The following is a 22,119-nucleotide window of genomic DNA, read 5'->3' as shown; positions in this document are numbered from 1 at the left end:
ATCAGCCCTCCTACTCGGACAACTTGTGTCCGCGTATTTTCTCGGACAAGATGTGTCCGAGTTTGGTGGATGTCCCGCTCGCGTGGGTATCCATATGCCGTATTTCAGACGTAATCCCGACGAAGGGCATGTCATGAAGTTCGCAGTCATCGGCGGTACCGGGCTGATCGGATCGCAGGTCGTCAAGAATCTGAACGCCGCCGGGCACGAGGCGGTGCCGCACTCGCAGTCCACCGGAGTCGACGTCATCACCGGCCAGGGGCTGGACGAGGCGGTGGCGGGAGCCGATGTCGTCGTCAACCTGACCAACTCGCCGACCTTCGACGAAGCCTCCCCGGCCTTCTTCCGGACCTCGATGGACAACCTGCTGGCCGCGGCCCAGCGGGGCGGCGTCGGCCACTTCGTCATCCTCTCGATCGTCGGCGTGGACCAGGTGCCGGAGCTGGACTACTACCGGGCCAAGGTGCTCCAGGAGGAGATCCTCGCGGCCGGGCCGATCCCGTACTCGATCGTCCGGGCGACGCAGTTCATGGAGTTCATGGACGCCGCCATGTCCTGGACCGCCGACGCCGAGACCGTCCGGCTGCCCGCCACGCCGATCCAGCCGATCGCCGCCAAGGACGTGGCCGCCGCGGTGGCGGAGGTCGCCGCGGGCGCCCCCGTGCGTGGCGTTCACAACATCGGGGGTCCCGAGGTCTTCTCCCTGGACGAGCTGGGCCGGATCACCCTGTCCCACAAGGGCGACGACCGCACCGTCGTCACCGACCCCACCGCCGGCATGTTCGCCGCCGTCAAGGGCGACGTCCTCACCGACAAAAGCGCCCACCTCGCCCCCACCCGCTACACCGACTGGCTCTCCTGACGCGGCCCGCCGTGGCGGGAGCGGACGAGATGCCGGCCCGTCCGGCATCACCGCCCCGCCGGGCGGGGCTCGATGCGGGGCTCGATGTTGTGGTTGAGCCGGAAGACGTTGTCCGGGTCGTACAGGGCCTTCACCCCGGCCAGGCGGTGGTAGTTCTCGGCGCCGAATCCCTCGATGACCCGGTCCCGGCCCTCCCGGCCGATGAAGTTGAGGTAGACCGCGCCGCGGGACCACGGCCGGACGTCGGCGCGGGTGTCATGGGCCCATTGCCGGACGCGGGCGTCGTCGGCCGGGTCGTCCCACAGCCCGAAGGGGTGCACGATCCAGGCCGCCCCGCGCCAGGGCAGCGGATAGTCGGAGGGTCCCTCGGTCACCGCCGCGCCCTGGGGGAACAGCACGTGCTGGGAGGGGGAGGGGACGACCATGTCGGAGGCGCGCGCGCAGAAGCGGTCCACCGCCTGGTCGGGGAAGGAGTCGAGGTATTCGGCGGACCAGTAGTTCCGGTAGCCGGGCGGGTCGTCGAGCATGCACTGCAGGTCCGCGTAGGGCAGTTCGGTGATCATTTCCGCGTCGTGGCCGAGCCGCAGCAGGGGAGCGGTGATGGCGCGGGCCCGCTCCTCGTGGCCGGTGTAGGTGAGGAGCACCGCGCAGACGAGGGTGTCGACCATGTCGTCGGGAACGAACTCCTCGGGCGGGCCGGTGAGATAGAGCAGCCCTCCGCCGACCTGACCCGGCGCGGACTCGAAGAAGTCGCGGTAGGCGCGCGCCACGGCCGGGCCCGCTTCGGGGCGCCACAGCAGCAGCATCGCCGTCATGGTGGTGAGCGGATGGAGCCGGAGGGTGAAGGCGGTGGCCACGCCGAAGTTGCCGCCACCGCCGTGCAGGGCCCAGAACAGCTCCGGGTGCTCCTTCTCGTCCACGTGCAACTGATCGCCCTGCGCCGTCACCAGGTCCACGGACAGGAGGTTGTCGCAGGCCAGACCGAAGGCGCGGTCCAGAAAGCCCGCGCCACCGCCCAGCACGAAGCCGCCGACCCCGGTGGTGGACACCCGGCCTCCGGTCGTCGCCAGGCCGTACGGCTGCGTCGCCCGGTCGAGCCCGCTCATGATCGCGCCACCACCGACCGTGGCCGTACGGGCGCCGGGGTCGACCGTCACCGCGTCCATCCTGCGCAGGTCGATGACGAGACCGCCGTCCACGAGGGACATCCCGGCCACGCTGTGTCCGCCGCCGCGCACCGCGAGCGGCAGGACGTGGTCGCGGGCGAAGCGGATCGCGTGGGCGACGTCTGGTGCGGTCTCGCATTGCGCGATGGCGGCCGGGCGCCGGTCGATCATCGTGTTGAAGATCTTGCGGGCCTCGTCATAGTCCGCGTCGCCCGGCGTGATCACGTCGCCGACCAGCCTCTCGCCGAGGTCGGTGAGGGCTGCGCCGTAGCTGCCACCGGCTGCCATGGGGACCACTCCCCGGAGTGATGGCCGGCCTCATGTCCGTTGCCGACCCCACCTCAAGCGTAGCGAGCTGTGCGGTCGGGGGCGCGTCGAGAACGGCGCTCGGCGGGCCCCGGCCGTGCCCCTCAACCGAACGCCGCCAGGGAGACCGGCTGCCACTCCCGCCACGTCGTCAGGCGCTCCTCGTAGAGATCGGCGACATCGGTGAAGGACTTGCCGAGGAAGATCCTCAACGGGGGCCGCTCCGCGTCGACGATCCGGAGAATCGCGTCGCGGGTCGCGCGCGGGTCGCCGACCTCGAAATCCACCGCGGTGGCCGTGTGGACTTCGGCGTAGTCCGGGTGCCGCTCGCTGTGCCGTGCCCCGCGCTCCAGCCAGTCGGTGGCATAGGGGCCGGGCTCGACGTTGGTGATATGGATGCCGAAGGCCGCCACTTCCTGTGCCAGGGACTCCGACAATCCCTCAAGGGCCCATTTGGAGGCGTGGTACGCGCCGATACCGGGGAAGGCCCGTACGCCGCCCTCGCTGGTCACCTGCAGGATCCGTCCCGATCGCTGCGACCGCATGAAGGGCAGCACGGCCTGCGTGACCCACACCGCGCCCAGGAAGTTGGTCTCCATCTGGGCCCGGAGTTCGTCCTCGGTCAGCTCCTCGACCATGCCGAAATGCCCATAGCCGGCGTTGTTGACGGCGATGTCCAGCGAACCGAAATGCGCATGGGCCCGCTGCACCGCCGCATGCACCGCGGCACGGTCGGTGACGTCGAGTCGCAGCGGCAGCACCGCCTTCCCGTACCGCTCGACCAGAGGGGTCAGATGGCTGATATCCCGGGCCGTCGCCGCGACGTGCTCGCCGCGTTCCAGCGCGGCGTCCGCCCACTCGCGGCCGAACCCCCTCGAGCTGCCCGTGATGAACCACGTCTTCGCCATGATGATGAGTGCTCCCTGTGATGGTCTGCCTGTCGTTGCTCCTCCAGCGTGCGGCGGGTCAAGGCATTCCACCAGCGAGGGTCTGGCATGGGAGACATGCGGTCTCGGAATGTGTCAGGGTGGTGGCATGGCCGAGCTGTCCCTCACCGGTCTCCGCGTCGTCCGGGCCGTCGTCGACACCGGATCGTTCACCGCCGCGGCCGACGCACTCGGATACACCCAGTCGGCGGTGTCCCGTCAGGTGGCGGCGATGGAAGCCGCCGCGGGCGCACCGCTGTTCGTCCGCGGCGCCCGCGGGGTGACCCCCTCACCTGCGGGTATGGTGCTCGCCCGCCGGGCCGCGACGGTCCTCAGCGAGATCGACGCCGTCGGCGCGGACCTCGCCGGGCTGACGGACCACGTCACCGGACGCGTCTCCGTCGCGGCCTTCCCCTCGGCCGCCGCCGTGCTCGTCCCCAGGACACTGGCCCGGCTGCGCAACGACCATCCGGCGCTGATCGTCGAGTTCGGCGAGGCGTCCTCGCCCACCCAGCTTCGCCAACTCCGCGCCCACCGCATCGATGTCGCGGTGATCGGCGTGGGAGCGGATCTGCCCGCCTACGCGTTCGAGGGGCTGCGCCGCGATCTGCTCCTGGACGGCGGTCTGCTGCTCGCCGTCCCCGCGAATCACCGGTTCGCCGGTCGTGGAACCATCCCGGTGACCGAGCTGAGGGACGAGCCCTGGATCGTCGGCAAGGGCCTCCGCGACGACCCTCAGTTCGGCGCCTGGCCCACCCTCGACCGCCCGCGGATCGCCTATGCCGCCCGCGAATGGCCCACCCGTCTCGGCCTGGTCGCCACCGGTCTCGGCATCGCCGTACTCCCCGAAGTGGCCGCCGCCGCGATCCCCGCCGGCGTCCGTACCGTCCGAGTCGAGGACCCCGCCTGGCTCGGCCGGGCGATGGTCGCCGTCACGGCCCGCGACCGCTCTCCCGAGGTGGCGGCCACCGTGGAGGCGCTGCGCCAGGAGGCCGCACAGCTTCGTGCGGAACCCTGACGCCGGGGCGTGACCGTGCGGGCACATGCCAGCGCCCCCGGGGGTTGGCGCGGGGGCGCGAGCGGGCTCGATCGCAGCGAGAGGCCACACCTGGGGAGAGGGGGCTCGCGCTCGGCATGGGTCGAACCTGCTTGTGACGGTAGGCCCGTGATGCTGTGTGTGTCACGGGTCGCGCACAAGACTGCCCGTATGAGGTCCTGATACGCCTGCCCCGCCGTACCGTGACCGGGATGGGAATCATGGACCGGGGGGACGTCCCGGCCCGGACGGGATCGGTTCGCCCCGATGCCCGAGCGAAGGCGTGGCGATGGGCCGTCGCCGAGGATGACCTGACGGGCATGGCGCCTCGCCGTGGGTGCCGTTCCGGGAGCGTCAATCGCCGCGTGGTGCGGGCCAGTTGGCCAGTAGCGTGTCGGCCGCGGTGTGCAGGTGCCGGGCCGGGACGCCGTCGCGTACCTGCGTCGAGACGCCGAGCAGGAAGCCGTGGATCATCGACGTGGTGCCGTCCACGTCGGTGTCCTCGGCGAGGTCTCCGGCGGCGATGCCGCGTACGACGCATGCTCTGACGCGGGCTCGGTCCACCGCCCGGCGGGCGGCCACGACCCTTCGCGCCGTCTCGCCCGTCTCCGGTGCGCCGAGCGTGCCCGAGAGGGCGATGAGGCATCCGCGGGGGTGGGAGGGGTCGGTCTGCATGTCGATCGAGCCGTGGAGGAGGCGGGCGATGGCCTCCCGAGGGCTCAGGGCCGCGTCGGCGGCGACGTCGGTGATGCTGCCCGGGCCTGAGATGTAGTGCTCCACGGCCCTTTCGAACAATCCGTCCTTCGAGCCGAAGGCGCCGTACAGACTGGCCGAGGACAGGCCCGTGGCCTCGCGCAGTTGCGCGAGCGAGGTCGCTTCGTAGCCCTGCTCCCAGAACAGCAGCATCGCGGCTTCCAGAACGGACTCGGGGTCGAAGGCGCGGGGACGGCCGACGGGTGACACGGCAGACCTCCTCCATTTTCGGAATGACTGATCCAGTTTGACGGATGCAGCCACCGCTCGTCAATATCGGATCGATCGATCCGTAAATATGGGAGGAGTCCCCGATGACCTCGACGTTCCCTGCCGCGGCTCTCACGCGATCACGCGAGCCGCTTCCCGTTCCGGCGCTGGTCGTGATGGCGTGCACCGGTTTCATCGTGATCATGACCGAGACGCTGCCGGCCGGGCTGCTCCCGCAACTCGCCGGTGGACTCGGCGTCTCGGAGGGCGGAGCCGGGCAGCTCGTGAGCGCCTACGCGATCGGTACGGTGCTCGCGGCGATACCCGCGATCATGCTGACCCGCGGGGCCCGGCGGAAGCCGCTCCTCCTGGCCGGGCTGCTCGGATTCCTGGTCGCCAACACCGTCACCACCCTGTCGTCCTCGCTCCCGGTGGCCCTCGGCGCCCGCTTCGTCGCGGGAGCCTTCTCCGGTCTGCTGTGGGGCATGCTCGCGGGATACGCGCGGCGCATCGCCGCGCCGGAGCACGCGGGACGCGCCCTCGCCATCGCCATGACCGGGACCCCGGTCGCGCTCTCCGTCGGGACGCCGCTGGGTGCCTGGCTCGGTTCGGCGGCCGGATGGCGATGGGCCTTCGTCGCGATGTCCCTGCTGACCGCCGTCGTCATGGTCTTCGCGTGGTTCCTCGTGCCCGACGTCGCGGGGCAGCGGGCGCGGACGCGGGTGCCACTCGCGCAGGTGCTGGGCATTCCGGGCGTGTCGACCATCCTCGTTGTCGTCTTCGTCTGGATGCTCGCGCACAACCTCCTCTACACCTACATCGCCCCCTATCTGCGACAGACGCATCTCGCACTGCGACCCGACATCGCACTCGTCGTCTTCGGAGTCGCCGCACTCGCGGGGATCTGGATCACCGGCGTCTTCATCGACCACGCGCTGCGCCGGCTCACCCTGGTGAGCGTGAGTCTGTTCATCGTCTCCGGCGCGACGTTCGTCCTCGGCCAGGGGGTCCTGGTGCTCGTCCTCCTCGCGATCGTCCTGTGGGGCATCGCCTTCGGCGGCGCGGCGACGCACCTGCAGACGGCCATGGGGGAAGCCGCGGGCGAGAACGGCGATGTGGCGAACGCCCTGCTCACGACGTCCTTCAACCTGGCGATCTTCGCGGGTGGCGCGCTCGGCGCAGTCGTCGTCGACGGCATCGGCGCATCGGTCCTCCCCGCCGGGATGATCGTGCTCGCGCTCATCGCACTGGTCACGGTCGGCTGCGGCCGGCGCGCGGCCTTCCCGGCGGGGCGGTGATGCCACGGGAGGCGGGGATCGCCGTCGGTCGGCTGGGCCGGGAGCTTATCGGGGGCGGTTGTGGCCTGCGCCGGGTTGGTCCGGTGGGCCCGGTGGTCGCGGGGCCGCCGCGGGGCGGGCGGCTGTGCCCCGGCCGCCCCCGAGGTCTCGTGGGCGACGGCCGTTGCCCGCCCCGTTGAGGGGGATCAGCGACTCCAGGGTGGAGCCCCGCACCCAGGCGCCGAGGAGGTTGCGGTGCATGGCGACGATCTCGTGCTTCACCGCGAGCCGCTCCGCCTCCCGGGTGAAGTCGCAGGTGGCGACGAACACCGCCACGTCCGCGGCGTGTTCGGCCTTCGCGGTGCCGAGGAACTTCTGCATATCGCCGCTCGGCACGGTGCGATGGGGCGCGTAGTGCTTGCACTGGATCACCAGCCGGCGCCCGTCCGGCATCCGGCCGACGACGTCGGCGCCCAGGTCACCCGACTTCCCGGAGACGACGACCTGGGTGCAGCCGTCCCGGCGGCACAGCTCGGCGACGTACCGTTCGAACCGCTGCCAGGTCATGGCGTCGACCTCGGCCATGGACCGCTCGCGTGCCGCGTTCTCCTCCTCGGTCTGCCAGGCGCGGTGTTCCGCCACGGTGCGCAGATGCGTACGCCGCAACCACCAGCCGACGCCGCCGAGCAGCCCCACGAGGACCACCCCGACGACGTACGGCCACACCGTCTTCCAGACCAGGGCCAGCGCGAGGAGTGTCACCGCGCCGCCGCTCCAGGCCGTGCGGTGCGGCCGTGCCTTCGCCCGCCGTAACGCCGCTTTACGGCGCCGTTGCCGTAACCGTTGCCCTCGTCGTCGCACGGCCATCGCGCCCGCCCCCTGTCGGCTCGTTTCCCGGCAGTCTCGGGAATGGCGAGACCCCCCGCAAGACCGCCTTATGGGCCGCCGGGACGGGTCTGCCGTGGGCGAATCTGCTGCGGGCCGAGATTCCTTACCGCACAAGCGAATTGGGTCGATGGTGAAAGGACCCGCGGCGGTGAGCGTCGCGGTACGCACAGGCGGCACTCACAGGGAGGTCCGATGGGAACATTCGGAGCATTCGCCACCGGCTGGGAGCCGGGATCGATTCCGCGAGCCGCGGAGGGGGACACGGCACCCACGCGGTTCGACGATCACCTTGCCTCGCAGCTGCTGACCCAGCGCATCGTCTTTCTCGGGACGCAGGTGGACGAGGTGTCCGCGAACCGGGTCTGCGCGCAGATGCTGCTGCTGTCGGCCGAGGATCCGCGGTCGGACATCAGCCTCTACATCAACAGTCCGGGCGGTTCGGTGACGGCGGGGCTGGCGATCTACGACACGATGCGGCTGATTCCGAACGACGTGTCCACGCTCACCATGGGATTCGCCGCGAGCATGGGGCAGTTTCTGCTCACCGTCGGAGCGTCGGGAAAGCGCTACGCCCTGCCGAATTCCCGCATCATGATGCATCAGCCGTCCGCCGGTATCGGGGGGAGCACGGCCGATATCGCGATTCAGGCCGAGAACCTGGAATTCATGAAGCGGTCCATCGAGCGGATCACGGCGGAACACACCGGACAGAGCGTGGAGACCATTTCGCGCGACGGCGACCGCGACCGGTGGTTCACGGCGGAGCAGGCGAAGGAATACGGAATGGTCGACCGGGTCCTGGAGTCCCTCGCGGACGTACGGCCGGCCGGTGCGCGACGCAGGATGGGGATCTGACATGGGGCAGTACACGATTCCGACGGTCGTCGAGCGCACCACGCAGGGGGAGCGCGCGTACGACATCTACAGCCGGCTGCTGTCCGAGCGGATCATCTTCCTCGGCACGGAGATCGACGACGGCGTGGCCAACGTCGTCATCGCGCAGCTGCTCCACCTCGAATCGTCGAGCTCGGAGCAGGAGATCGCGATCTACATCAACTCACCGGGCGGCTCCTTCACCTCGCTGATGGCGATCTACGACACGATGACGTTCGTGTCCGCGCCCATCTCGACGTTCTGCGTAGGGCAGGCGGCCTCGACCGCGGCGGTGCTGCTGGCCGGGGGAGACCCCGGGCGGCGGTTCGTGCTGGAGCACGCCCGGGTGCTGCTGGGGCAGCCGGTGAGCGGCGGTCAGCAGGGCACGGTCTCGGACCTCAGCCTGCAGGCCAAGGAGATGCTCCGGATCCGCTCGCAGGTCGAGGAGGTGCTCGCCCGCCATACGCCCCATGACGCCGCCACGCTCCGCGCCGACATGGACCGCGACAAGGTCTTCACGGCGCAGGAGGCGGTGGCGTACGGGCTCGCCGACGAGGTGCTGAGCCGGCGGGCGGGCCGGGGTTTCTGAGGGGCGGACAGCCGGTGTCTCGGGAGCGGGGCGTCGGGCGGCGGTGTCTCAGGCGGCGAGCCGTACCTCGCCCTGCCGGCCCGCGTGCCGGGACCCGCGGTCGGTGACGGAGGTGGCCGACGTGACGGAGCCTGCAGAGGCGACGGACGTGAGGGACGCGACCGACACCACCGAGCCGTCGCGCCGCCGCCGCGGGCCGGAGACGAGTCGGATCAGCTCGCCCTGGGCCATGGCGAGGAGGTCGGCCAGGCTGAGGCCGAGTGCGCGGGCGGCGGCCGCGAGGACCTCGGACGACGCCTCCTTGCGGCCCCGTTCGAGTTCGGAGAGGTACGGCATCGAGATCCGGGCCGCCTCGGCCACGTCCTTGAGCGTGCGCTGCTGGGCGAGGCGCTCGCGCCGCAGCACGCCTCCGACGAGATCCCGCAGCAGGGGCTCCTTCACCGGCTCCAGGCCCGGCTGCTCCCGCCGGATCGGGCCGCCCGGGACAGCCGGGGCGGCCGGAACGGCGGGGCCCGCCGCGGGGGCTCCTTCGGCTTCGGCGGCTCCCGCCTGGGGCGCCGGGTCCGCGGTGGCCGGACGCAGGGGAATGACGCGGGCTCGGTTCGACGCGTGGCTGCTCACCCCCTCAGGGTAGGAGCGTCGCGCCCGACGGGAAGGGGGCGGCGCTCTGCCCTTGGCGAACCGCTCAAGCGTTCGAGTGCCTTCCTCGGTTCGCCGCGCCCCCGTTGTCAGTGCCCGGCTCTACCGTATGGCTGTCCTTATTCACGCTTGCTGGGCTGCTTGCGTACTCGGACACGGCGGGAGCCGGGCCCAACAGCGCGGGCCCGGCCCCCGGCGGAAGGCCGGGGGCCGGTTCCTCCGGTCAGGAAGTGATACGCAGCTCCGGCGGGTAGCCGGTCCAGCGCAGTGGCGCGGGCAGATGCGCCATGTCGTTGGAGAAGAGCACCGAGGGCGGTCGGCCGGGCGGGGGATAGCGGATGACCGTCAGCGCCGCGTTGCACTGGTTGAGGCCGAGCCAGCGCCACTTCGCAGCGTCGAGCGCGGCTCGGACCAGCCAGCCGATGAGGAAGTTATGGGTGACGACCAGCTCATGGCGGTCCTCGGGACCCTCCACGGGGCCGGTGAAGCACTCCTCGGCGATACGGGCCAGCAGTGGGCCGCCGGCGCGCTCATCGGCTGGAAAACCGTGGACGAAGTCGAGCAGGAAGTCGGCCGAATCGGCGGGTAGTTCGTCTCGGTGGGGCGTGTACGGCACATAGTCCCCGGCCGGTTCGCAGACATGGGCGGGTACGCCGTCGAGCCGGTCACCGATCAGCCGGGCGGTCTCGGCCGCGCGGGGCAGCGGGCCGTGGTGGATCGCCGACAGCGGAACGTTTCGGAGCCGCTGGCCGAGCAGCGCGGCCTGGCGGCGGCCGGTGGGGGTGAGCCCGCCTTCGTCCGGCGTGGCCTCGCCGTGGCGGGTCAGATAGAGATAGCGGGTGGCGTGGGTCGCGGTCATGGTCCCTGTCCGTCGAGAGTCGCTGGAAGGGACGGCCGGTGCGGGGTGGCGGTTCCAGGTGGCCGGTGCCCGCTTCCAGCTGCCCGGCTCCCGGCTCCCGGCTCCCAGTGCCTCTTCCCGGCGGCGCCTCGGACAGCCTCCTACCGCCGGTCCGTGGACTTCCGGTCCCCTTCGGGTGGGCGGGGCTCGTCCGGGGCGAGGCGGAAGACGACTTCGGCCAGTTGGGCGCAGACGTGTTCGATCTGGCGGCGGGTGGCGTTCCGTTCGGTGGTGATCGCCGACAGCAGCAGGGCCGTCAGGGCCGTCGAGCCGTTGAACGCCTGGAGGGTGACCATCCGGGCCGGCAGCGCATGGTGGGAGAACGGACCGGTGCCCTCCGCCGTCGCGGCGATCGCGAGGACCGAGACGATGAGCGAGCACGGGGCGGCGCCCGCGAGTCGGAAGCGCAGGGCGGCCCAGATCAGGAAGGGGAAGACGAGGAAGAGCAGGCTGACCTCCGTCCGCGTGGCGACCAGGGTGACGGCCGCCGTGCCCAGCAGCAGGACCGCCGCCTCCAGCAGGCGGTACGGGCTGACGCCACGGGGCAGCCGGACGCGGTGGAGCAGGCGGTGGAGCACCAGCAGCAGGGGGGTGATCACCAGCACCCCCATCGCGTCGCCCGTCCACCACACCGACCAGGCGGTCCAGAAGTCACCCACCGGGAGCGCGCCCGACACGATGAGCGCGGTGGCCCCCACCGTGGCGCTGATCAGCATGCCGGCCAGGGCGCCGAGGAAGACCAGGACCAGCGCGTCCCGCAGCCGGTCCAGGGCGGGCCGGAAGCCCACCCGCCGCAGCAGCAGATATGAGCAGAGCGGGGCCAGGGTGTTGCCCACGACGATCGCGAGGACCGCCAGGGGCGACGGGCCGATGGGGGCGTTGACCGCGACGGCGCCGAGGGCGATGCCCGGCCAGGCCATGGGGCCGAGCGTCAGCAGACAGGCCAGGGCGATTCCGGTCGGCGGCCACAGCGGGGTCACCTGATCGCGCACCAGCTCCTGCAGCAGCCCGATCCAGGCGCCCGCGTAGTAGAGGGCGGCGACGGCCACGAGCCGCAGCGCCGTGGCACCGTTGCGCCGGAAACCGTTGTTCCGCCGGATCCCCGTATCGCGCGCCACAGCGGCCATCCCACTACGCGCGCCCTCGGCCGGCGCGGCTGACACGCGGCCACCGGGGCGGGCTCGCCCATACGCACCACAGCCTCGCCCGTACGCAGTACAGACGCTCCCGCAACGCGGCACAGCCTCGCCCCACACACTCCACCCCACACAATTTCATGGCTTGACTTAAGGCTCGTATTGACACCGGAATCCCATGGTCATACCGTCCTCAAAACCGCGGTACGGACCAACCAACCAGCCGGTGACGAGGACTCGTTGGAACGCGCCGCGACCGCCCTGTGACCGCACCGGGGCGCTCTTCCCCACCCCATGAGGAGAGGCTTCCGTGATGCGAGAACCGGCACGATGCGCGAGACGCTCCAGACCCCCAAGATCCGCCGGATCCTCCAGATCCCCGAGAGCAGCCCTGCTGGCAGTCTTCGCGCTGCTCACCGCGGTGTGCGGCACGCTGGCGACGGCGCCCGGGGCGAGTGCCGAGGCCGAGGCCCTGCCGACGGGCTGGGCCACCGCCGTCAACAAGGGCAGCGGCAAGTGCGTGGACGCGCGGGGCGCGGCGACGGTGAACGGCACCGCCGTTCAGCAGTACGCCTGCAACAACTCCGCCGCCCAGCTCTGGAAGTTCGAGGACACGGGCGACGGCTATGTCCGCGTCGACAACCGCAACGACGCCGCCCAGGCGTGGGACGTGACGGATGTGTCCACGGCCGACGGCGCCCCCGTCCAGCTGTGGACCTACGGCGGCGGCGACAATCAGCAGTGGCGCGCCGTGGACGAGGGCGGCGGGGCGTATCACTTCGTCAACCGGCACAGCGGCAAATGCCTCGATGTGCCCAGTGCCTCCACTCAGGACGGGGTGCAGCTCACCCAGTACACCTGCAACGGCAGCGCCGCCCAGTCCTTCCAGGTGGCCGCCGCGCCCGAGCAGCCGGGCGACGGACCCGACCTCGGCCCGAACGTCGCCGTCTTCGATCCGACGATGCCCGCGTCGACCATTCAGGGCCGTCTGAACTCCATCTTCCAGCAGCAGGAGCGGAGCCAGTTCGGCTCCAACCGTTATGCGGTGCTCTTCAAGCCGGGCACGTACAGCGCCGACGTCAATGTGGGCTTCTATACGCAGGTGCTGGGCCTGGGGATGTCGCCGGACGATGTGACCATCAACGGCGCGGTGCACGCCGAGGCCGACTGGTTCCAGGGGAACGCGACCCAGAACTTCTGGCGCGGTGCGGAGAATCTGTCGGTCACCCCTTCCTCGGGCACCGACCGATGGGCGGTGTCCCAGGCCGCGCCGTACCGCCGGATGCATGTCCGCGGTTCGCTGCAGCTCGATGACGGGGGCTGGTCGAGCGGCGGGTTCATGGCCGATACGAAGATCGACGGCCAGGTGCGCTCCGGATCGCAGCAGCAGTGGCTCTCGCGGAACACCCAGTGGGGAAGCTGGTCCGGATCCAACTGGAACATGGTGTTCGTCGGGGCCCTCAACGCGCCCTCGGGGAACTTCCCCAACCCGCCCTACACAGTGGTGAACCAGACCCCGACCGTCCGCGAGAAGCCCTTCCTCTACGTCGACCAGGCGGGCGCCTACAAGGTCTTCGTGCCCTCGCTGCGGTCGAATTCCCAGGGCACCACGTGGGCCGGTGGCGCTCCGGCGGGTTCGTCGCTGCCCATCGACCAGTTCTTCATCGCCAAGCCGGGGGTCTCCGCGTCGGCCATCAACGCCGCGCTCGCCCAGGGCAAGCATCTGCTGTTCACCCCGGGCGTCTACCACCTCGGCGAGACCCTGAAGGTGACCCGGCCCGACACGGTCGTCCTCGGCCTCGGGCTCGCCACCCTCGTCCCCGACAACGGTGTGACCGCGATGACGGTCGCCGATGTCGACGGGGTCAAGGTGGCGGGGCTGCTGTTCGACGCCGGTACGGTGAATTCCGCCTCCCTGATGGAGGTGGGGCCGAGCGGTGCGAGCGGCAAGCACGCGGCCAATCCGACGTCCCTGCACGATGTGTTCTTCCGGGTCGGCGGGGCCGGGGTCGGCAAGGCGTCCAAGAGCCTGGTGGTCAACAGCTCGAATGTGATCGGCGACCATCTGTGGATCTGGCGGGCCGACCACGGTGACGGCGTCGGCTGGAACACCAACACCGCCGCCAACGGCCTGATCGTGAACGGTGCCGACGTCACCATGTACGGCCTGTTCGTCGAGCACTATCAGCAGTACCAGACGATCTGGAACGGCAACGGCGGCCGGACCTACTTCTACCAGAACGAAATGCCCTACGACCCGCCCGACCAGAGCGCCTGGATGAACGGGAACACCCAGGGCTACGCCGCCTACAAGGTGGGGCCGAACGTCACCAGCCATGAGGCGTGGGGGCTGGGCAGCTACTGCTACTTCAACGTCAATCCCGGTGTCGTCGCGGCCCGCGCCTTCGAGGTCCCCGACACCCCGGGTGTCCGCTTCCACCACATGGTCACCGTGTCCCTCGGCGGCACCGGCACCATCAGCCACGTCATCAACAACACGGGCGGGCCGTCCAATTCCGGCAATAATGTGGCGAATCTCGTGAACTACCCCTAGAACCCCCCGCCCCACGGACGACCATATGCCCGCGATACGGCCCCTCCACGGGTCGTATCGCGGGCACGCATATGCGCATCGGGCTTGCCCACCTCTGCGGGAGACGTCACCGTTGAGCCCCACGGGCACGCGCCGCGTCGCCCGTATTCGACTGGGACCGGAGGTGCCATGGGACCGATCGTTCCACCCCTCGTTCCACCGTATGAGACCGTCGGCGACGGGCCGCACCATGTGATGGCGGTGCACGGCTGGTTCTCGGACCGTGCCGCGTACGCCGCGATGCTGCCGCATGTCGACCGGCGCGGGTTCACCTATGTTCTGCCCGATCTGCGCGGCTACGGCGAGGCGCGCGACATCCCCGGCGCGTACACCACCGGCGAGGCCGGGAAGGATCTGCTCGCGCTCGCCGATCACCTCGGCTGGGAGCGGTTCTCGCTCGTCGGCCACTCGATGGGCGGGGCCGTCGTCCAGCGCGTCCTGGCGGCCGCCCCGCAGCGGGTCCGCCGGCTGGTCGGGGTCGCGCCGGTGCCGGCCAGCGGAGTGCCGATGGAGGGCGAGCAGTGGCAGCTGTTCGCGGCCGCCGCCGACCACCCGGAGAACCGGCGGACCATCATCGACCTCACCACCGGTGGCCGCCACCCGGCCGCCTGGCTGGACCTGATGGTGCGCCACTCACTGGAGCACAGCGAGCCCAAGGCGCTCCGCGCCTGGCTGGATTCGTGGGCGCTGGAGGACTTCCACGAGGACATAGCCGGCGCCCAGGTGCCGGTCCGGATCGTGGTCGGCGCCCACGATCCGGCGCTCACGGCGGAGGTGATGCGGCAGACCTGGCTGCGCTGGTACGTCAACGCCGAGCTGGTGGAGCTGGAGTATGCCGGGCACTACCCCGCCGATGAGACTCCACAGGAACTCGTGCGGGCGGTGGAGGACTTCATCACGGCCGACGCGTAGCCGACGGTGAGGCGCCGGGGGCGGTCGCGGACGGATCGGTGGAGGGCGAGGTGGAAGACGAGCCGGACGGCGAGGCGGAGGCACTGCTGGTGTGCTTCGCCTCGCTCCGCTGGTACTTCTCCTCGCTCTCCCGGTACTTGGGCAGCAGATCCTTCAAGATCTTGTCGACGTAGTCCTGCGTCTCGAGGATCTTCGGGATGCCGCGGGCCCGAAGCACCGCGTTCGGCCCCGCGTTGTACGCCGCGAGCGCGAGCCGGGTCGCCCCGAGCGTGGTCTTGCTGCCCGGGACCACCTTGACCACCTCGTACAGATGGCACATGTAGCGGGCCTGCGAGGGGATGGCGTCGCGGGGCTCCCAGACATTGGCCTTGCCGTCGCCGTCGCCGTCCTGGCCCCATTCCTTCCAGGTGACCGGGGCGAACTGCGAAATCCCCTGGGCGTGCCCGGAGTCCGCGTCCGGACGCCAGCCGCTCTCCGCGTCGATCTGGGCGGCCAGCAGCGGCACGCTCAGCGGGGTGCAGGCGCGCACCGCCGACTCCACGATGGGGCGCCGGGCCTCGGGTACCACCGGAAGCTCCGGTTCCGAGGGCGCGGTGAGATGCCGTACGACGAGCACCGCGGCGACGACCAGTGCGAGCCCGGCGACGAACGCCGCGACCAGCCCGGCGGCGCGGGTCAGCATGCCGGAGGCGGTACGGAAGGGGTACGCATGCAGGGACGGTAGCGGGTCTCGCGGGCCGATCCGTAATCGGTCGCCGACACGGCCCTATCGCGCCTGGTGGACCGGGGGCAGGGGCTGCCCGGCGGGTGCCGCGGGGAGCGGTCCGGCCGTCTCCGCGCCCGGACGCTTCATCACATACGCCGCGCCGGAGCCCGCCGCGAAGAGCGCGAGCACCGAGACCGCCGTGCCCAGCCAGGTGGCGCCGAGCCACTGGCCGCCGATATAGCCGAGGGCCACGCTGTACGCAGCCCAGGCGAGCCCGGCCACCGCGGACCACGGCAGGAATTCCTTCACCCTCCGGTGGGCCGCGCCCGCGCTCAGGCTGACGACCGAGCGTCCCGCGGGCGCGAAGCGGGCTATCACCACGAGCGGACCGCCGCCGCGCACCAGCGCGGTGCCCAACTTCTCCTGTGCGGAGGTGAGTCGGCGGGAGCGGGCGATGGCGCGGTCGAGCCGGTCGCTGCCGCGCCAGGCCAGCCGGTAGGCCACCATGTCGCCGAGGACGGAGGCGGTCGCGGCGCACAGCATCAGCCCGAACATGGCGGGGAAGTCGGCGGCGCCGGCCTGGCGCACCACGCCGACGGCGTCAACGGTGGTGCCGGCGGCCGCGGTGGCGGCGGTGATGACCAGAACTCCGCTGGGCAGGACGGGCAGGAAGACATCGAGCAGGACGGACGCCCCGATCACCGCATAGATCCATGGGGTGTTGGTCAGCGACCCCAGATGTTCCAACAACGTTCTACTCCCGATCCCGGTCCCCCCGCTGCGCATGTCGCCGGGAAGCGGCAGGCGTCAGCCTGTAACAGCCATACAGCGTACGCCTGTGACTGACGAGGATAACGGTAAGGGGCGTCATGAGGTTGTTCGAATCACGCCATGCAGGGCGTTCGACCCTGCATGGCGTGATCGGTCAGGTGGTGCTGGATGTCGGTCGAATGCGGAGAAGTGACGCCTATCCGACAGTCGATGGCTCGCGTTGCGTTTCGGGCGCCGCCTCGTTCCCGCGGGCCGAGCCGAATATCCGGTCCAGCGCCCAGGGGCCGGGGCCGGTGAAGACGAGCAGCAGCAGTGCCCAGCAGAACATCGCGGCGGCCTCGCCGCCGTTCTGGATGGGCCACAGCTTCTCGGGCTGGTGCTCATGGAAGTACGCGTAGGCCATCGAGCCCGAGGAGATGAACGCCGCGGTGCGGCTGCCGACGCCGAGCATCACGAGGGCGCCGCCGACGAGCTGGATCACCGCCGCGTACCAGCCCGGCCAGGTGCCGGCCTCGACGGTCTTGCCGGTGCCCATCATGCCGCCGAACCAGCCGAGCAGCGACGAGGCGCCGTGGCAGAAGAAGAGCAGTCCGACGACGATGCGGAAGAGGGAGAGAACGTACGGCCTGGCGCCATCGAGCGCCTCGCCGAGGGTGCGGGGGGTGGGGGAAGAAGGCATGGGAGGGGAGCTCCTTGCTCCTGGGGACAGGGAACAGCGGAACGCCAGGTTAGGTTCCCCTCACCTTTTGTTGCAAGTTCAAGTTCCTGCCAATGTCGGTGCCCCGGAGCCCCCTTCAAGGCACCCGAAAAGCCGCTCTTCAGAGCCCCGCCGCGCACATCGGGACACCTTCCTGCAGGGTGTCTCCCGTCTGCGCCACGCGCAGCGCCGCACGTGCTACCGCGTCCGTGTCGCAGAGGGTGACGGAGTTCACGCCCGGCCGCGCGCCCGCGGCCGTCACCCAGTGGACCCCCTCGGTCGGCACCCCGATGGCGAACCGCCGCGGATGCGGGCGGCCATGGGCGTCCACCAGCCGGTACGGGGCGGTGGTGACATCGAGCCCGCCGGTCTCGTAACCCTCCACGCGATGCGGGCGGCCCTGCCCGGTCTCCAGCAGATGGATCAGCAACTCATCGGCGGTCCGGCGCACATCCGGCTCCGGCAGCCGTGCTTCGATCAGGGTCGTGGCCACCACCGGCGGGCCCGGCACCTCGGCCGACCGTGCGGCGAAACCAGCGCCTTCGGCCCCGGTGTCCGGGCTTTCCAAGGTCACTTCGAGCCGTGGGCCGAGGACCTCCAGGACGCCCGCCTCGATCAGCGCGGCCATCTCCTCGATCCGGCGGCGCGGCGGGCCGATCGAGAGAAAGGCGTTCAGCGGGGTGTACCAGCGGTCCAGATGGGCCCGGCGGGACGCCCCCGTCAGCCCGCCGTGGTCGACGATCTGCCGCACCTCGTTGCGGAGGTCGCGCAGCACGTCGAGGGCCGCCTTGACCGGGCCCTCGACATTGCCCAGCCGGGCGTGCGCCACATCCCGGTGGGCGTAGGTCAGCAGCCACCGCCGGAACTCGTCACGCCCCGTGAAGTGGCGTCCGCGATACGGCTGGGAGACCGCGTCCCACGACCAGCGCTCCGCGTCCGGTATGCCGTACGCCCTGAGCACGGCGGCCTCTTCGGGGCTGCAGTGCTCGGTGGCCAAAAAGTGACTCCTGAAGCGTGGTGAGGTGAACGGGGCGGGGGAGCCGGGCTCGGTCCCGGAGGCTTCCGGGGCCGCCGGGGCGCGGGTATCGGGTGCGCGGAGGGCCAGCAGCGCCTCGTAGTAGACCGTCTCGGCCTCCTTGGCGACCAGTGGCCATATCTCGGCGAGGAAGTCCGGTGGATCGCCGGAGTCCGCGCGCTTGCGGAAGTGGCCGAGCACATCGGGGGTCAGCAGCAGCGGGGTGTGCCGGCCGCACGGACCCTTCCCGTTGTCGCCCCGCGCGTGGTACGGGATGCCGCGCCGCGACCCCGCGTACAGCCGTGGCTCGCGCCCCGAGGGCCGGTAGACCAGACCGCCGCGCGGATGCGGTGCGAACGTGCCGCCCCGGCCCGCCGTCAGCAGCGCCATATGGTCGAAGAAGTTGAGGCCGAGACCGCGCAGCAGCACCGGTTCGCCCGGCGCGATGGGCGACAAGTCGACATCGGCGGGGTTGGCGGGCGGGTAGTAGCGCAGCCCGTGCCGCTCCGCGTGGGCCGCGTACCGCCGCTCCGTGGCGTCGGTGGCCGCCGGCAGATGGCCCTGCGCCAGGACGACCGCGCGCAGCCCCTCCACGCGGCTCCCGTCGTCCAGCGTCAGCACCTGCTCGCCGTCGGCCCGTTCCTCCAGCCGTACGGCGCGGGCCCGGTGCGTCCGGACGGTCACGGTCTTCGGCGCGCCCCGCACCACCTCGCCGAACACCCACTCCAGATAGCGGCCGTAGAGCGCGCGGCTCGGATAGTCGTCCGGGCCGAGACCGGGCGCAAGACCGTGCGCCGCGACCCATTCGTACAGGCTCGGCCCGGGCCGCACCGGTCCGCCGCATTCGACGCTGGCGTCGGTGAACAAGGTCACCTGCGAGGCCACGGTGTTCATCAGCAACTCGGCCGGCTGGGCGGTGCGCCACACCCGTCCCGCACCGGGCGGCGAAGGGTCCACCAGGTGCACCGTCAGCGGCGTGCCGGGCGCCAGTTCCGGGGCCGAGGCGCACAGGCGCTCCAGCACGCTGGTGCCGCGCGGCCCGGCGCCGACGACGGCTATCGCGTGAGGGTCTCCGGCCAAGGTCGTGTCTCCCGGTGCAGATGTGACGCAGGATGCGCGCCCATCATGCCGCTCGCTCCACACGAATCGACCTGGTCTCCGGAACGTACCGCTCCGTTGTGGGCTGTATCACGTGACGTACGGCACGGAACGGTACCCAAGGGACCGACTACCCGGCCCAGTCCGTCTCCAGGGCCGTCACCAGCCGGGCCGCGCCGCCCGAGGCGTCCGACCGCGCCTGGTCCAGCCGCAGATGGGCGCCGCGGCCCTGGAGGGTCAGCGTCATGAGCTGGTTGCCGAACCAGGGCCCGCCCGTCTTGTGCCACGTCAGGCGGGAGCCGGGCACCCGCCCATGGCGCCGGAAGAGCCGGCCCAGGGCGCGGCCGGCCGCGCTCCAGCCGAAGCGGAAGCCGAGCCGTATCGAGGCGTAGATGCTGTTGTGGACCGGCGAGCAGGTCAACTGCCGCACCTGGCTGCGGGGCGGCCGGGACGACCACCGCGACCAGTCCGGCGCGGCGACATAGGCGTGGTGCACATCGCCGGAGAGCACACTGATCGTGGCCGGTGCCCCCGGCGCGCCGCCCACTGCGGCGATGGTGTCGGTGAGCGCGTCGAAGGACTCGGGGAACGCCGCCCAGTGCTCCAGATCGCCGCGCTGCCGCAGGTCCTCGGCGATCCGCGCCCAGCGCCCACCGCGTCTGCCGCCGCAGACCGAGGCGTTCCACGCCTCCACGTCATGCACGAAATGCGGCAGCAGCCAGGGCAGCGAGGTGCCGAGCAGCAGATGGTCATAGCCGCCGAAGGCCCCGGGCTGTTCCTGACCGGGGGCCCCGGGCCGTTCCTGGCCGGGGTGGCCGGGCACACCGCCCGCGCCGTCCATGGCCTGTTCGCGCACCCAGGCGAACTCCTTCTCGCTCAGCATCGCCCGCCGGCCCTCCTCCAGCACCCGCGCCGCGCGCGTGTCGACCATCAGCAGCCGGGTGCGGCCGAAGTCGCGGCGGTAGCTCCAGCGGGTGTACGACGGATCGGCGTCGGCGCGGGTGGCGAACTCCCGCAGCGCCTCGGTGCCGTCCTCGGCCGTGCGCACCTGCGCGTAGAGCGGGTCGGCGGCCAGTTCGGTGGGGGAGAGGTTGCCCAGGTGCTGATGGACCCAGTAGGACATCAGGCCGCTCAGTATCCGCTCCCGCCACCACGGGGTGGCGCGCATCCGGCGCTGCCACGCCTCGCTGGTGTTCCAGTCGTCGATGACATCGTGGTCGTCGAAGATCATGCAGCTCGGGACGGTGGAGAGCAACCAGCGCACCTCGGGATCCAGCCAGGACTCGTAGTAGAGGCGGGTGTACTCCTCGTAGTCCGCGACCTGCTCGCCCGGCGGCTCGCTCAGATCGCGGCGGGTGGCCAGCCAGCGGCGGGTCTCGGCGGAGGTCTCGTCCGCGTACACCTGGTCGCCCAGCAGCACCAGCACATCGGGGCGCGGGCGCTCGGGGGCGCCGGCCAGCGCCTGCGCGAGGGTGTCCAGTGCGTCGGGCCCGACGGGGTCGTGCGAGGCGTCGGACGGCGGCGCGGCCCACCGGCAGGAGCCGAAGGCCACGCGTACGGGCGCGTCCGTCCCCGGGGCGGGGGTGCGGATGGTGCTGTCGGGGAAGGGGGAGTCGGGCAGCGGCCAGACCTGCTCACCGCCGAGCAGCACCCGGTAGGCGGTCTCCGCGCCCGGCCGCAGCCCGGTGACCGGGATCAGGGCGTAGTGGTGGCCGGCGATCTGCCAGGTGCGGGCGGTGCCGCCCGCGCCGTCGGCGCACCGCACCTCGGCCTCACAGGCCCGGTCGGCCTCGACCCAGACGGTCGCGCCGGTGCCGGTCTCCCAGTCGACCTGGCGCAGTAGTGGTCCCAGGCGCAGCCCGGCCATCCGGACCTCCTCCGTCGTTCTCCGATGTGCTCGTCATGCGTACGGTACGGAACGACGGAGGAGGTGCGGCGGTTCCACCCGGCGGTGTGCCGGTCGGGATGCCGTCTCAGCAGCCGTTGAGGATGCCGCTGAGCGCGGACTTCTCGGCCGAGTCGAGGCTGAGCTTGTATGTGTACTTCACCGAGACCCACATGCGGGCGTACATGCAGTGGTAGGCGGTCCGGGGCGGCAGCCACTCGCCGGGGTCCTGGTCGCTCTTGGACTGGTTGACGTTGTCCGTCACGGCGATGAGCTGGGAGTGCGTCAGGTCGTTGGCGAAGGCCTGGCGCTGGGCGGTGGTCCAGCTGTTGGCGCCGGACTTCCACGCCTCGGCGAGCGGGACCATGTGGTCGATGTCCACGTCGCCGGAGGCGGTCCAGGTCTCGCCGTCGTACTCGGAGTACCAGGAGCCGCTGGTGGCCTTGCAGCTCGAGTCGGTCTGCACATTGGTGCCGTCGCGCTTGAGGACCTCCTCGCGGGTGTCGCAGGAGCCGCTCTGGGTGATCCAGTGCGGGAACTTGTCGCGGCTGTAACCGTCGGTGGTGCCCTCGGTCTTGACGGTCAGCGAGGCGAGCTGGGTGCGGGCGGTGGCGGCGCTCGGCGGGGTGGGCGGGGAAGCCTGGGCGGTGGGCCCGCTCATGACAATCGTGCCCAGCAGGGCGACGAACCCGCCGAAGACGGAGGCGCGACGCGCGTAGACGCGACGGCGAGTGGGATGACGGTGCATGTCTGACATGCGAACTCCCTTGAGGGTGGGGGGGCGTTGGCCGCTGGTGCCCGGCCATGCTTGCGACGCCGGGTTTCCGTGGGGCGGGCGCCAGGTAACAGAGTGACGACGCGGTCATGTCAACGCAAGGGGTTC

The 22,119-nt window shown here is 71.1% G+C and carries 20 protein-coding genes; 7 read left to right on the top strand and 13 right to left on the bottom strand.

Going from position 1 to position 22,119, the window contains the following annotated elements; all coding sequences use genetic code 11:
- Nucleotides 1-133: 133 nt before the first annotated feature.
- The gene (locus tag BLV72_RS08950) at nucleotides 134-862 is read left to right on the top strand and encodes an SDR family oxidoreductase (RefSeq protein WP_093461431.1); all 729 of its coding nucleotides are present in this window, start codon (nucleotides 134-136) and stop codon (nucleotides 860-862) included.
- A 47-nt stretch (nucleotides 863-909) separates the two neighbouring features.
- Here BLV72_RS08950 and BLV72_RS08945 read toward each other — a convergent pair whose 3' ends face one another.
- Both BLV72_RS08945 and BLV72_RS08940 read right to left on the bottom strand, forming a co-directional pair.
- The gene (locus BLV72_RS08945; protein WP_093461430.1) at nucleotides 910-2,316 is read right to left on the bottom strand and encodes an FAD-binding oxidoreductase; all 1,407 of its coding nucleotides are present in this window, start codon (nucleotides 2,314-2,316) and stop codon (nucleotides 910-912) included.
- A 122-nt stretch (nucleotides 2,317-2,438) separates the two neighbouring features.
- Complete coding sequence (locus BLV72_RS08940; protein WP_093461428.1) at nucleotides 2,439-3,242, bottom strand: SDR family NAD(P)-dependent oxidoreductase; 804 nt, start codon at nucleotides 3,240-3,242, stop codon at nucleotides 2,439-2,441.
- A 127-nt stretch (nucleotides 3,243-3,369) separates the two neighbouring features.
- Here BLV72_RS08940 and BLV72_RS08935 point away from each other — a divergent pair, with 127 nt between their 5' ends.
- A complete protein-coding gene (locus BLV72_RS08935; protein WP_093461427.1) occupies nucleotides 3,370-4,278 on the top strand; it encodes a LysR family transcriptional regulator in 909 nt (302 codons plus the stop codon).
- A gap of 372 nt (nucleotides 4,279-4,650) precedes the next feature.
- Here BLV72_RS08935 and BLV72_RS08930 read toward each other — a convergent pair whose 3' ends face one another.
- Nucleotides 4,651-5,259, bottom strand: a complete 609-nt coding sequence (locus tag BLV72_RS08930; protein ID WP_093461425.1) for a TetR/AcrR family transcriptional regulator — start codon at nucleotides 5,257-5,259, stop codon at nucleotides 4,651-4,653.
- 104 nt (nucleotides 5,260-5,363) lie between these two features.
- On the opposite strand from BLV72_RS08930, the gene BLV72_RS08925 reads away from it, so the two are divergent.
- Nucleotides 5,364-6,557, top strand: coding sequence for an MFS transporter (locus BLV72_RS08925; RefSeq protein ID WP_093461424.1), 1,194 nt, complete (start codon nucleotides 5,364-5,366; stop codon nucleotides 6,555-6,557).
- 45 nt (nucleotides 6,558-6,602) lie between these two features.
- On the opposite strand, the gene BLV72_RS08920 is transcribed toward BLV72_RS08925, so the two are convergent.
- Nucleotides 6,603-7,298 (bottom strand): restriction endonuclease, encoded by a 696-nt coding sequence (locus tag BLV72_RS08920; RefSeq protein WP_093461423.1) that lies wholly within the window; start codon nucleotides 7,296-7,298, stop codon nucleotides 6,603-6,605.
- 318 nt (nucleotides 7,299-7,616) lie between these two features.
- On the opposite strand from BLV72_RS08920, the gene BLV72_RS08915 reads away from it, so the two are divergent.
- Together BLV72_RS08915 and BLV72_RS08910 are read left to right on the top strand one after the other, a co-directional pair.
- Nucleotides 7,617-8,279, top strand: a complete 663-nt coding sequence (locus tag BLV72_RS08915) for an ATP-dependent Clp protease proteolytic subunit (protein ID WP_093461421.1) — start codon at nucleotides 7,617-7,619, stop codon at nucleotides 8,277-8,279.
- Between the two features lies 1 nt (nucleotide 8,280).
- Nucleotides 8,281-8,886 (top strand): ClpP family protease, encoded by a 606-nt coding sequence (locus BLV72_RS08910; RefSeq protein ID WP_059146678.1) that lies wholly within the window; start codon nucleotides 8,281-8,283, stop codon nucleotides 8,884-8,886.
- 48 nt (nucleotides 8,887-8,934) lie between these two features.
- On the opposite strand, the gene BLV72_RS08905 is transcribed toward BLV72_RS08910, so the two are convergent.
- From BLV72_RS08905 to BLV72_RS08895, 3 genes are all read right to left on the bottom strand, one after another.
- Entirely contained in the window at nucleotides 8,935-9,507 is a 573-nt protein-coding gene (locus BLV72_RS08905) for a helix-turn-helix domain-containing protein (RefSeq protein WP_093461420.1), read from the bottom strand.
- Between the two features lie 241 nt (nucleotides 9,508-9,748).
- Nucleotides 9,749-10,384, bottom strand: a complete 636-nt coding sequence (locus BLV72_RS08900; protein ID WP_093461418.1) for a histidine phosphatase family protein — start codon at nucleotides 10,382-10,384, stop codon at nucleotides 9,749-9,751.
- A 140-nt stretch (nucleotides 10,385-10,524) separates the two neighbouring features.
- On the bottom strand, nucleotides 10,525-11,550 hold the full coding sequence (locus tag BLV72_RS08895) for an MASE1 domain-containing protein (RefSeq protein WP_093461417.1): 1,026 nt from the start codon (nucleotides 11,548-11,550) through the stop codon (nucleotides 10,525-10,527).
- A gap of 322 nt (nucleotides 11,551-11,872) precedes the next feature.
- Between BLV72_RS08895 and BLV72_RS08890 the strand changes: the two genes are divergently transcribed.
- On the top strand, nucleotides 11,873-14,113 hold the full coding sequence (locus BLV72_RS08890; protein WP_425288360.1) for an RICIN domain-containing protein: 2,241 nt from the start codon (nucleotides 11,873-11,875) through the stop codon (nucleotides 14,111-14,113).
- Between the two features lie 168 nt (nucleotides 14,114-14,281).
- Entirely contained in the window at nucleotides 14,282-15,064 is a 783-nt protein-coding gene (locus BLV72_RS08885; protein ID WP_093461415.1) for an alpha/beta fold hydrolase, read from the top strand.
- On the opposite strand, the gene BLV72_RS08880 is transcribed toward BLV72_RS08885, so the two are convergent.
- The 6 genes from BLV72_RS08880 to BLV72_RS08855 form a co-directional block, all read right to left on the bottom strand.
- The gene (locus BLV72_RS08880) at nucleotides 15,048-15,746 is read right to left on the bottom strand and encodes a lytic transglycosylase domain-containing protein (RefSeq protein WP_093461414.1); all 699 of its coding nucleotides are present in this window, start codon (nucleotides 15,744-15,746) and stop codon (nucleotides 15,048-15,050) included. The genes BLV72_RS08885 and BLV72_RS08880 overlap by 17 nt on opposite strands.
- Before the next feature lie 84 nt (nucleotides 15,747-15,830).
- Nucleotides 15,831-16,520 (bottom strand): DedA family protein, encoded by a 690-nt coding sequence (locus BLV72_RS08875; RefSeq protein ID WP_093461412.1) that lies wholly within the window; start codon nucleotides 16,518-16,520, stop codon nucleotides 15,831-15,833.
- Between the two features lie 217 nt (nucleotides 16,521-16,737).
- The gene (locus BLV72_RS08870; RefSeq protein ID WP_093461411.1) at nucleotides 16,738-17,220 is read right to left on the bottom strand and encodes a DoxX family protein; all 483 of its coding nucleotides are present in this window, start codon (nucleotides 17,218-17,220) and stop codon (nucleotides 16,738-16,740) included.
- 139 nt (nucleotides 17,221-17,359) lie between these two features.
- Nucleotides 17,360-19,333: an FAD/NAD(P)-binding protein gene (locus BLV72_RS08865; protein ID WP_093461409.1), complete on the bottom strand. Its 1,974-nt coding sequence runs from the start codon at nucleotides 19,331-19,333 to the stop codon at nucleotides 17,360-17,362.
- Between the two features lie 148 nt (nucleotides 19,334-19,481).
- Nucleotides 19,482-21,218 (bottom strand): alkaline phosphatase D family protein, encoded by a 1,737-nt coding sequence (locus BLV72_RS08860; RefSeq protein WP_093461408.1) that lies wholly within the window; start codon nucleotides 21,216-21,218, stop codon nucleotides 19,482-19,484.
- Between the two features lie 106 nt (nucleotides 21,219-21,324).
- Nucleotides 21,325-21,993 carry an HNH endonuclease family protein gene (locus BLV72_RS08855; protein WP_208905593.1) on the bottom strand — a complete coding sequence of 223 codons (669 nt, stop codon included), beginning with the start codon at nucleotides 21,991-21,993 and terminating at the stop codon, nucleotides 21,325-21,327.
- Nucleotides 21,994-22,119: the final 126 nt, after the last annotated feature.

Source organism: Streptomyces melanosporofaciens, from assembly GCF_900105695.1.
GTDB classification, from domain to species: Bacteria; Actinomycetota; Actinomycetes; order Streptomycetales; family Streptomycetaceae; genus Streptomyces; species Streptomyces antimycoticus.
The sequence above is the reverse complement of the archived record's forward strand: the minus strand, read 5'-3'. Positions and strand labels throughout refer to the sequence as shown.

What these genes read in the sequence shown, in the direction of transcription:
- BLV72_RS08950 (WP_093461431.1), top strand. Translation starts at nt 134, where the DNA reads ATGAAGTTCGCAGTCATCGGCGGTACCGGGCTGATCGGATCGCAGGTC.
- BLV72_RS08945 (WP_093461430.1), bottom strand. Translation starts at nt 2,316, where the DNA reads ATGGCAGCCGGTGGCAGCTACGGCGCAGCCCTCACCGACCTCGGCGAG.
- BLV72_RS08940 (WP_093461428.1), bottom strand. Translation starts at nt 3,242, where the DNA reads ATGGCGAAGACGTGGTTCATCACGGGCAGCTCGAGGGGGTTCGGCCGC.
- BLV72_RS08935 (WP_093461427.1), top strand. Translation starts at nt 3,370, where the DNA reads ATGGCCGAGCTGTCCCTCACCGGTCTCCGCGTCGTCCGGGCCGTCGTC.
- BLV72_RS08925 (WP_093461424.1), top strand. Translation starts at nt 5,364, where the DNA reads ATGACCTCGACGTTCCCTGCCGCGGCTCTCACGCGATCACGCGAGCCG.
- BLV72_RS08915 (WP_093461421.1), top strand. Translation starts at nt 7,617, where the DNA reads ATGGGAACATTCGGAGCATTCGCCACCGGCTGGGAGCCGGGATCGATT.
- BLV72_RS08910 (WP_059146678.1), top strand. Translation starts at nt 8,281, where the DNA reads ATGGGGCAGTACACGATTCCGACGGTCGTCGAGCGCACCACGCAGGGG.
- BLV72_RS08900 (WP_093461418.1), bottom strand. Translation starts at nt 10,384, where the DNA reads ATGACCGCGACCCACGCCACCCGCTATCTCTATCTGACCCGCCACGGC.
- BLV72_RS08895 (WP_093461417.1), bottom strand. Translation starts at nt 11,550, where the DNA reads ATGGCCGCTGTGGCGCGCGATACGGGGATCCGGCGGAACAACGGTTTC.
- BLV72_RS08890 (WP_425288360.1), top strand. Translation starts at nt 11,873, where the DNA reads ATGCGAGAACCGGCACGATGCGCGAGACGCTCCAGACCCCCAAGATCC.
- BLV72_RS08885 (WP_093461415.1), top strand. Translation starts at nt 14,282, where the DNA reads ATGGGACCGATCGTTCCACCCCTCGTTCCACCGTATGAGACCGTCGGC.
- BLV72_RS08880 (WP_093461414.1), bottom strand. Translation starts at nt 15,746, where the DNA reads ATGCTGACCCGCGCCGCCGGGCTGGTCGCGGCGTTCGTCGCCGGGCTC.
- BLV72_RS08870 (WP_093461411.1), bottom strand. Translation starts at nt 17,220, where the DNA reads ATGCCTTCTTCCCCCACCCCCCGCACCCTCGGCGAGGCGCTCGATGGC.
- BLV72_RS08860 (WP_093461408.1), bottom strand. Translation starts at nt 21,218, where the DNA reads ATGGCCGGGCTGCGCCTGGGACCACTACTGCGCCAGGTCGACTGGGAG.
- BLV72_RS08855 (WP_208905593.1), bottom strand. Translation starts at nt 21,993, where the DNA reads ATGTCAGACATGCACCGTCATCCCACTCGCCGTCGCGTCTACGCGCGT.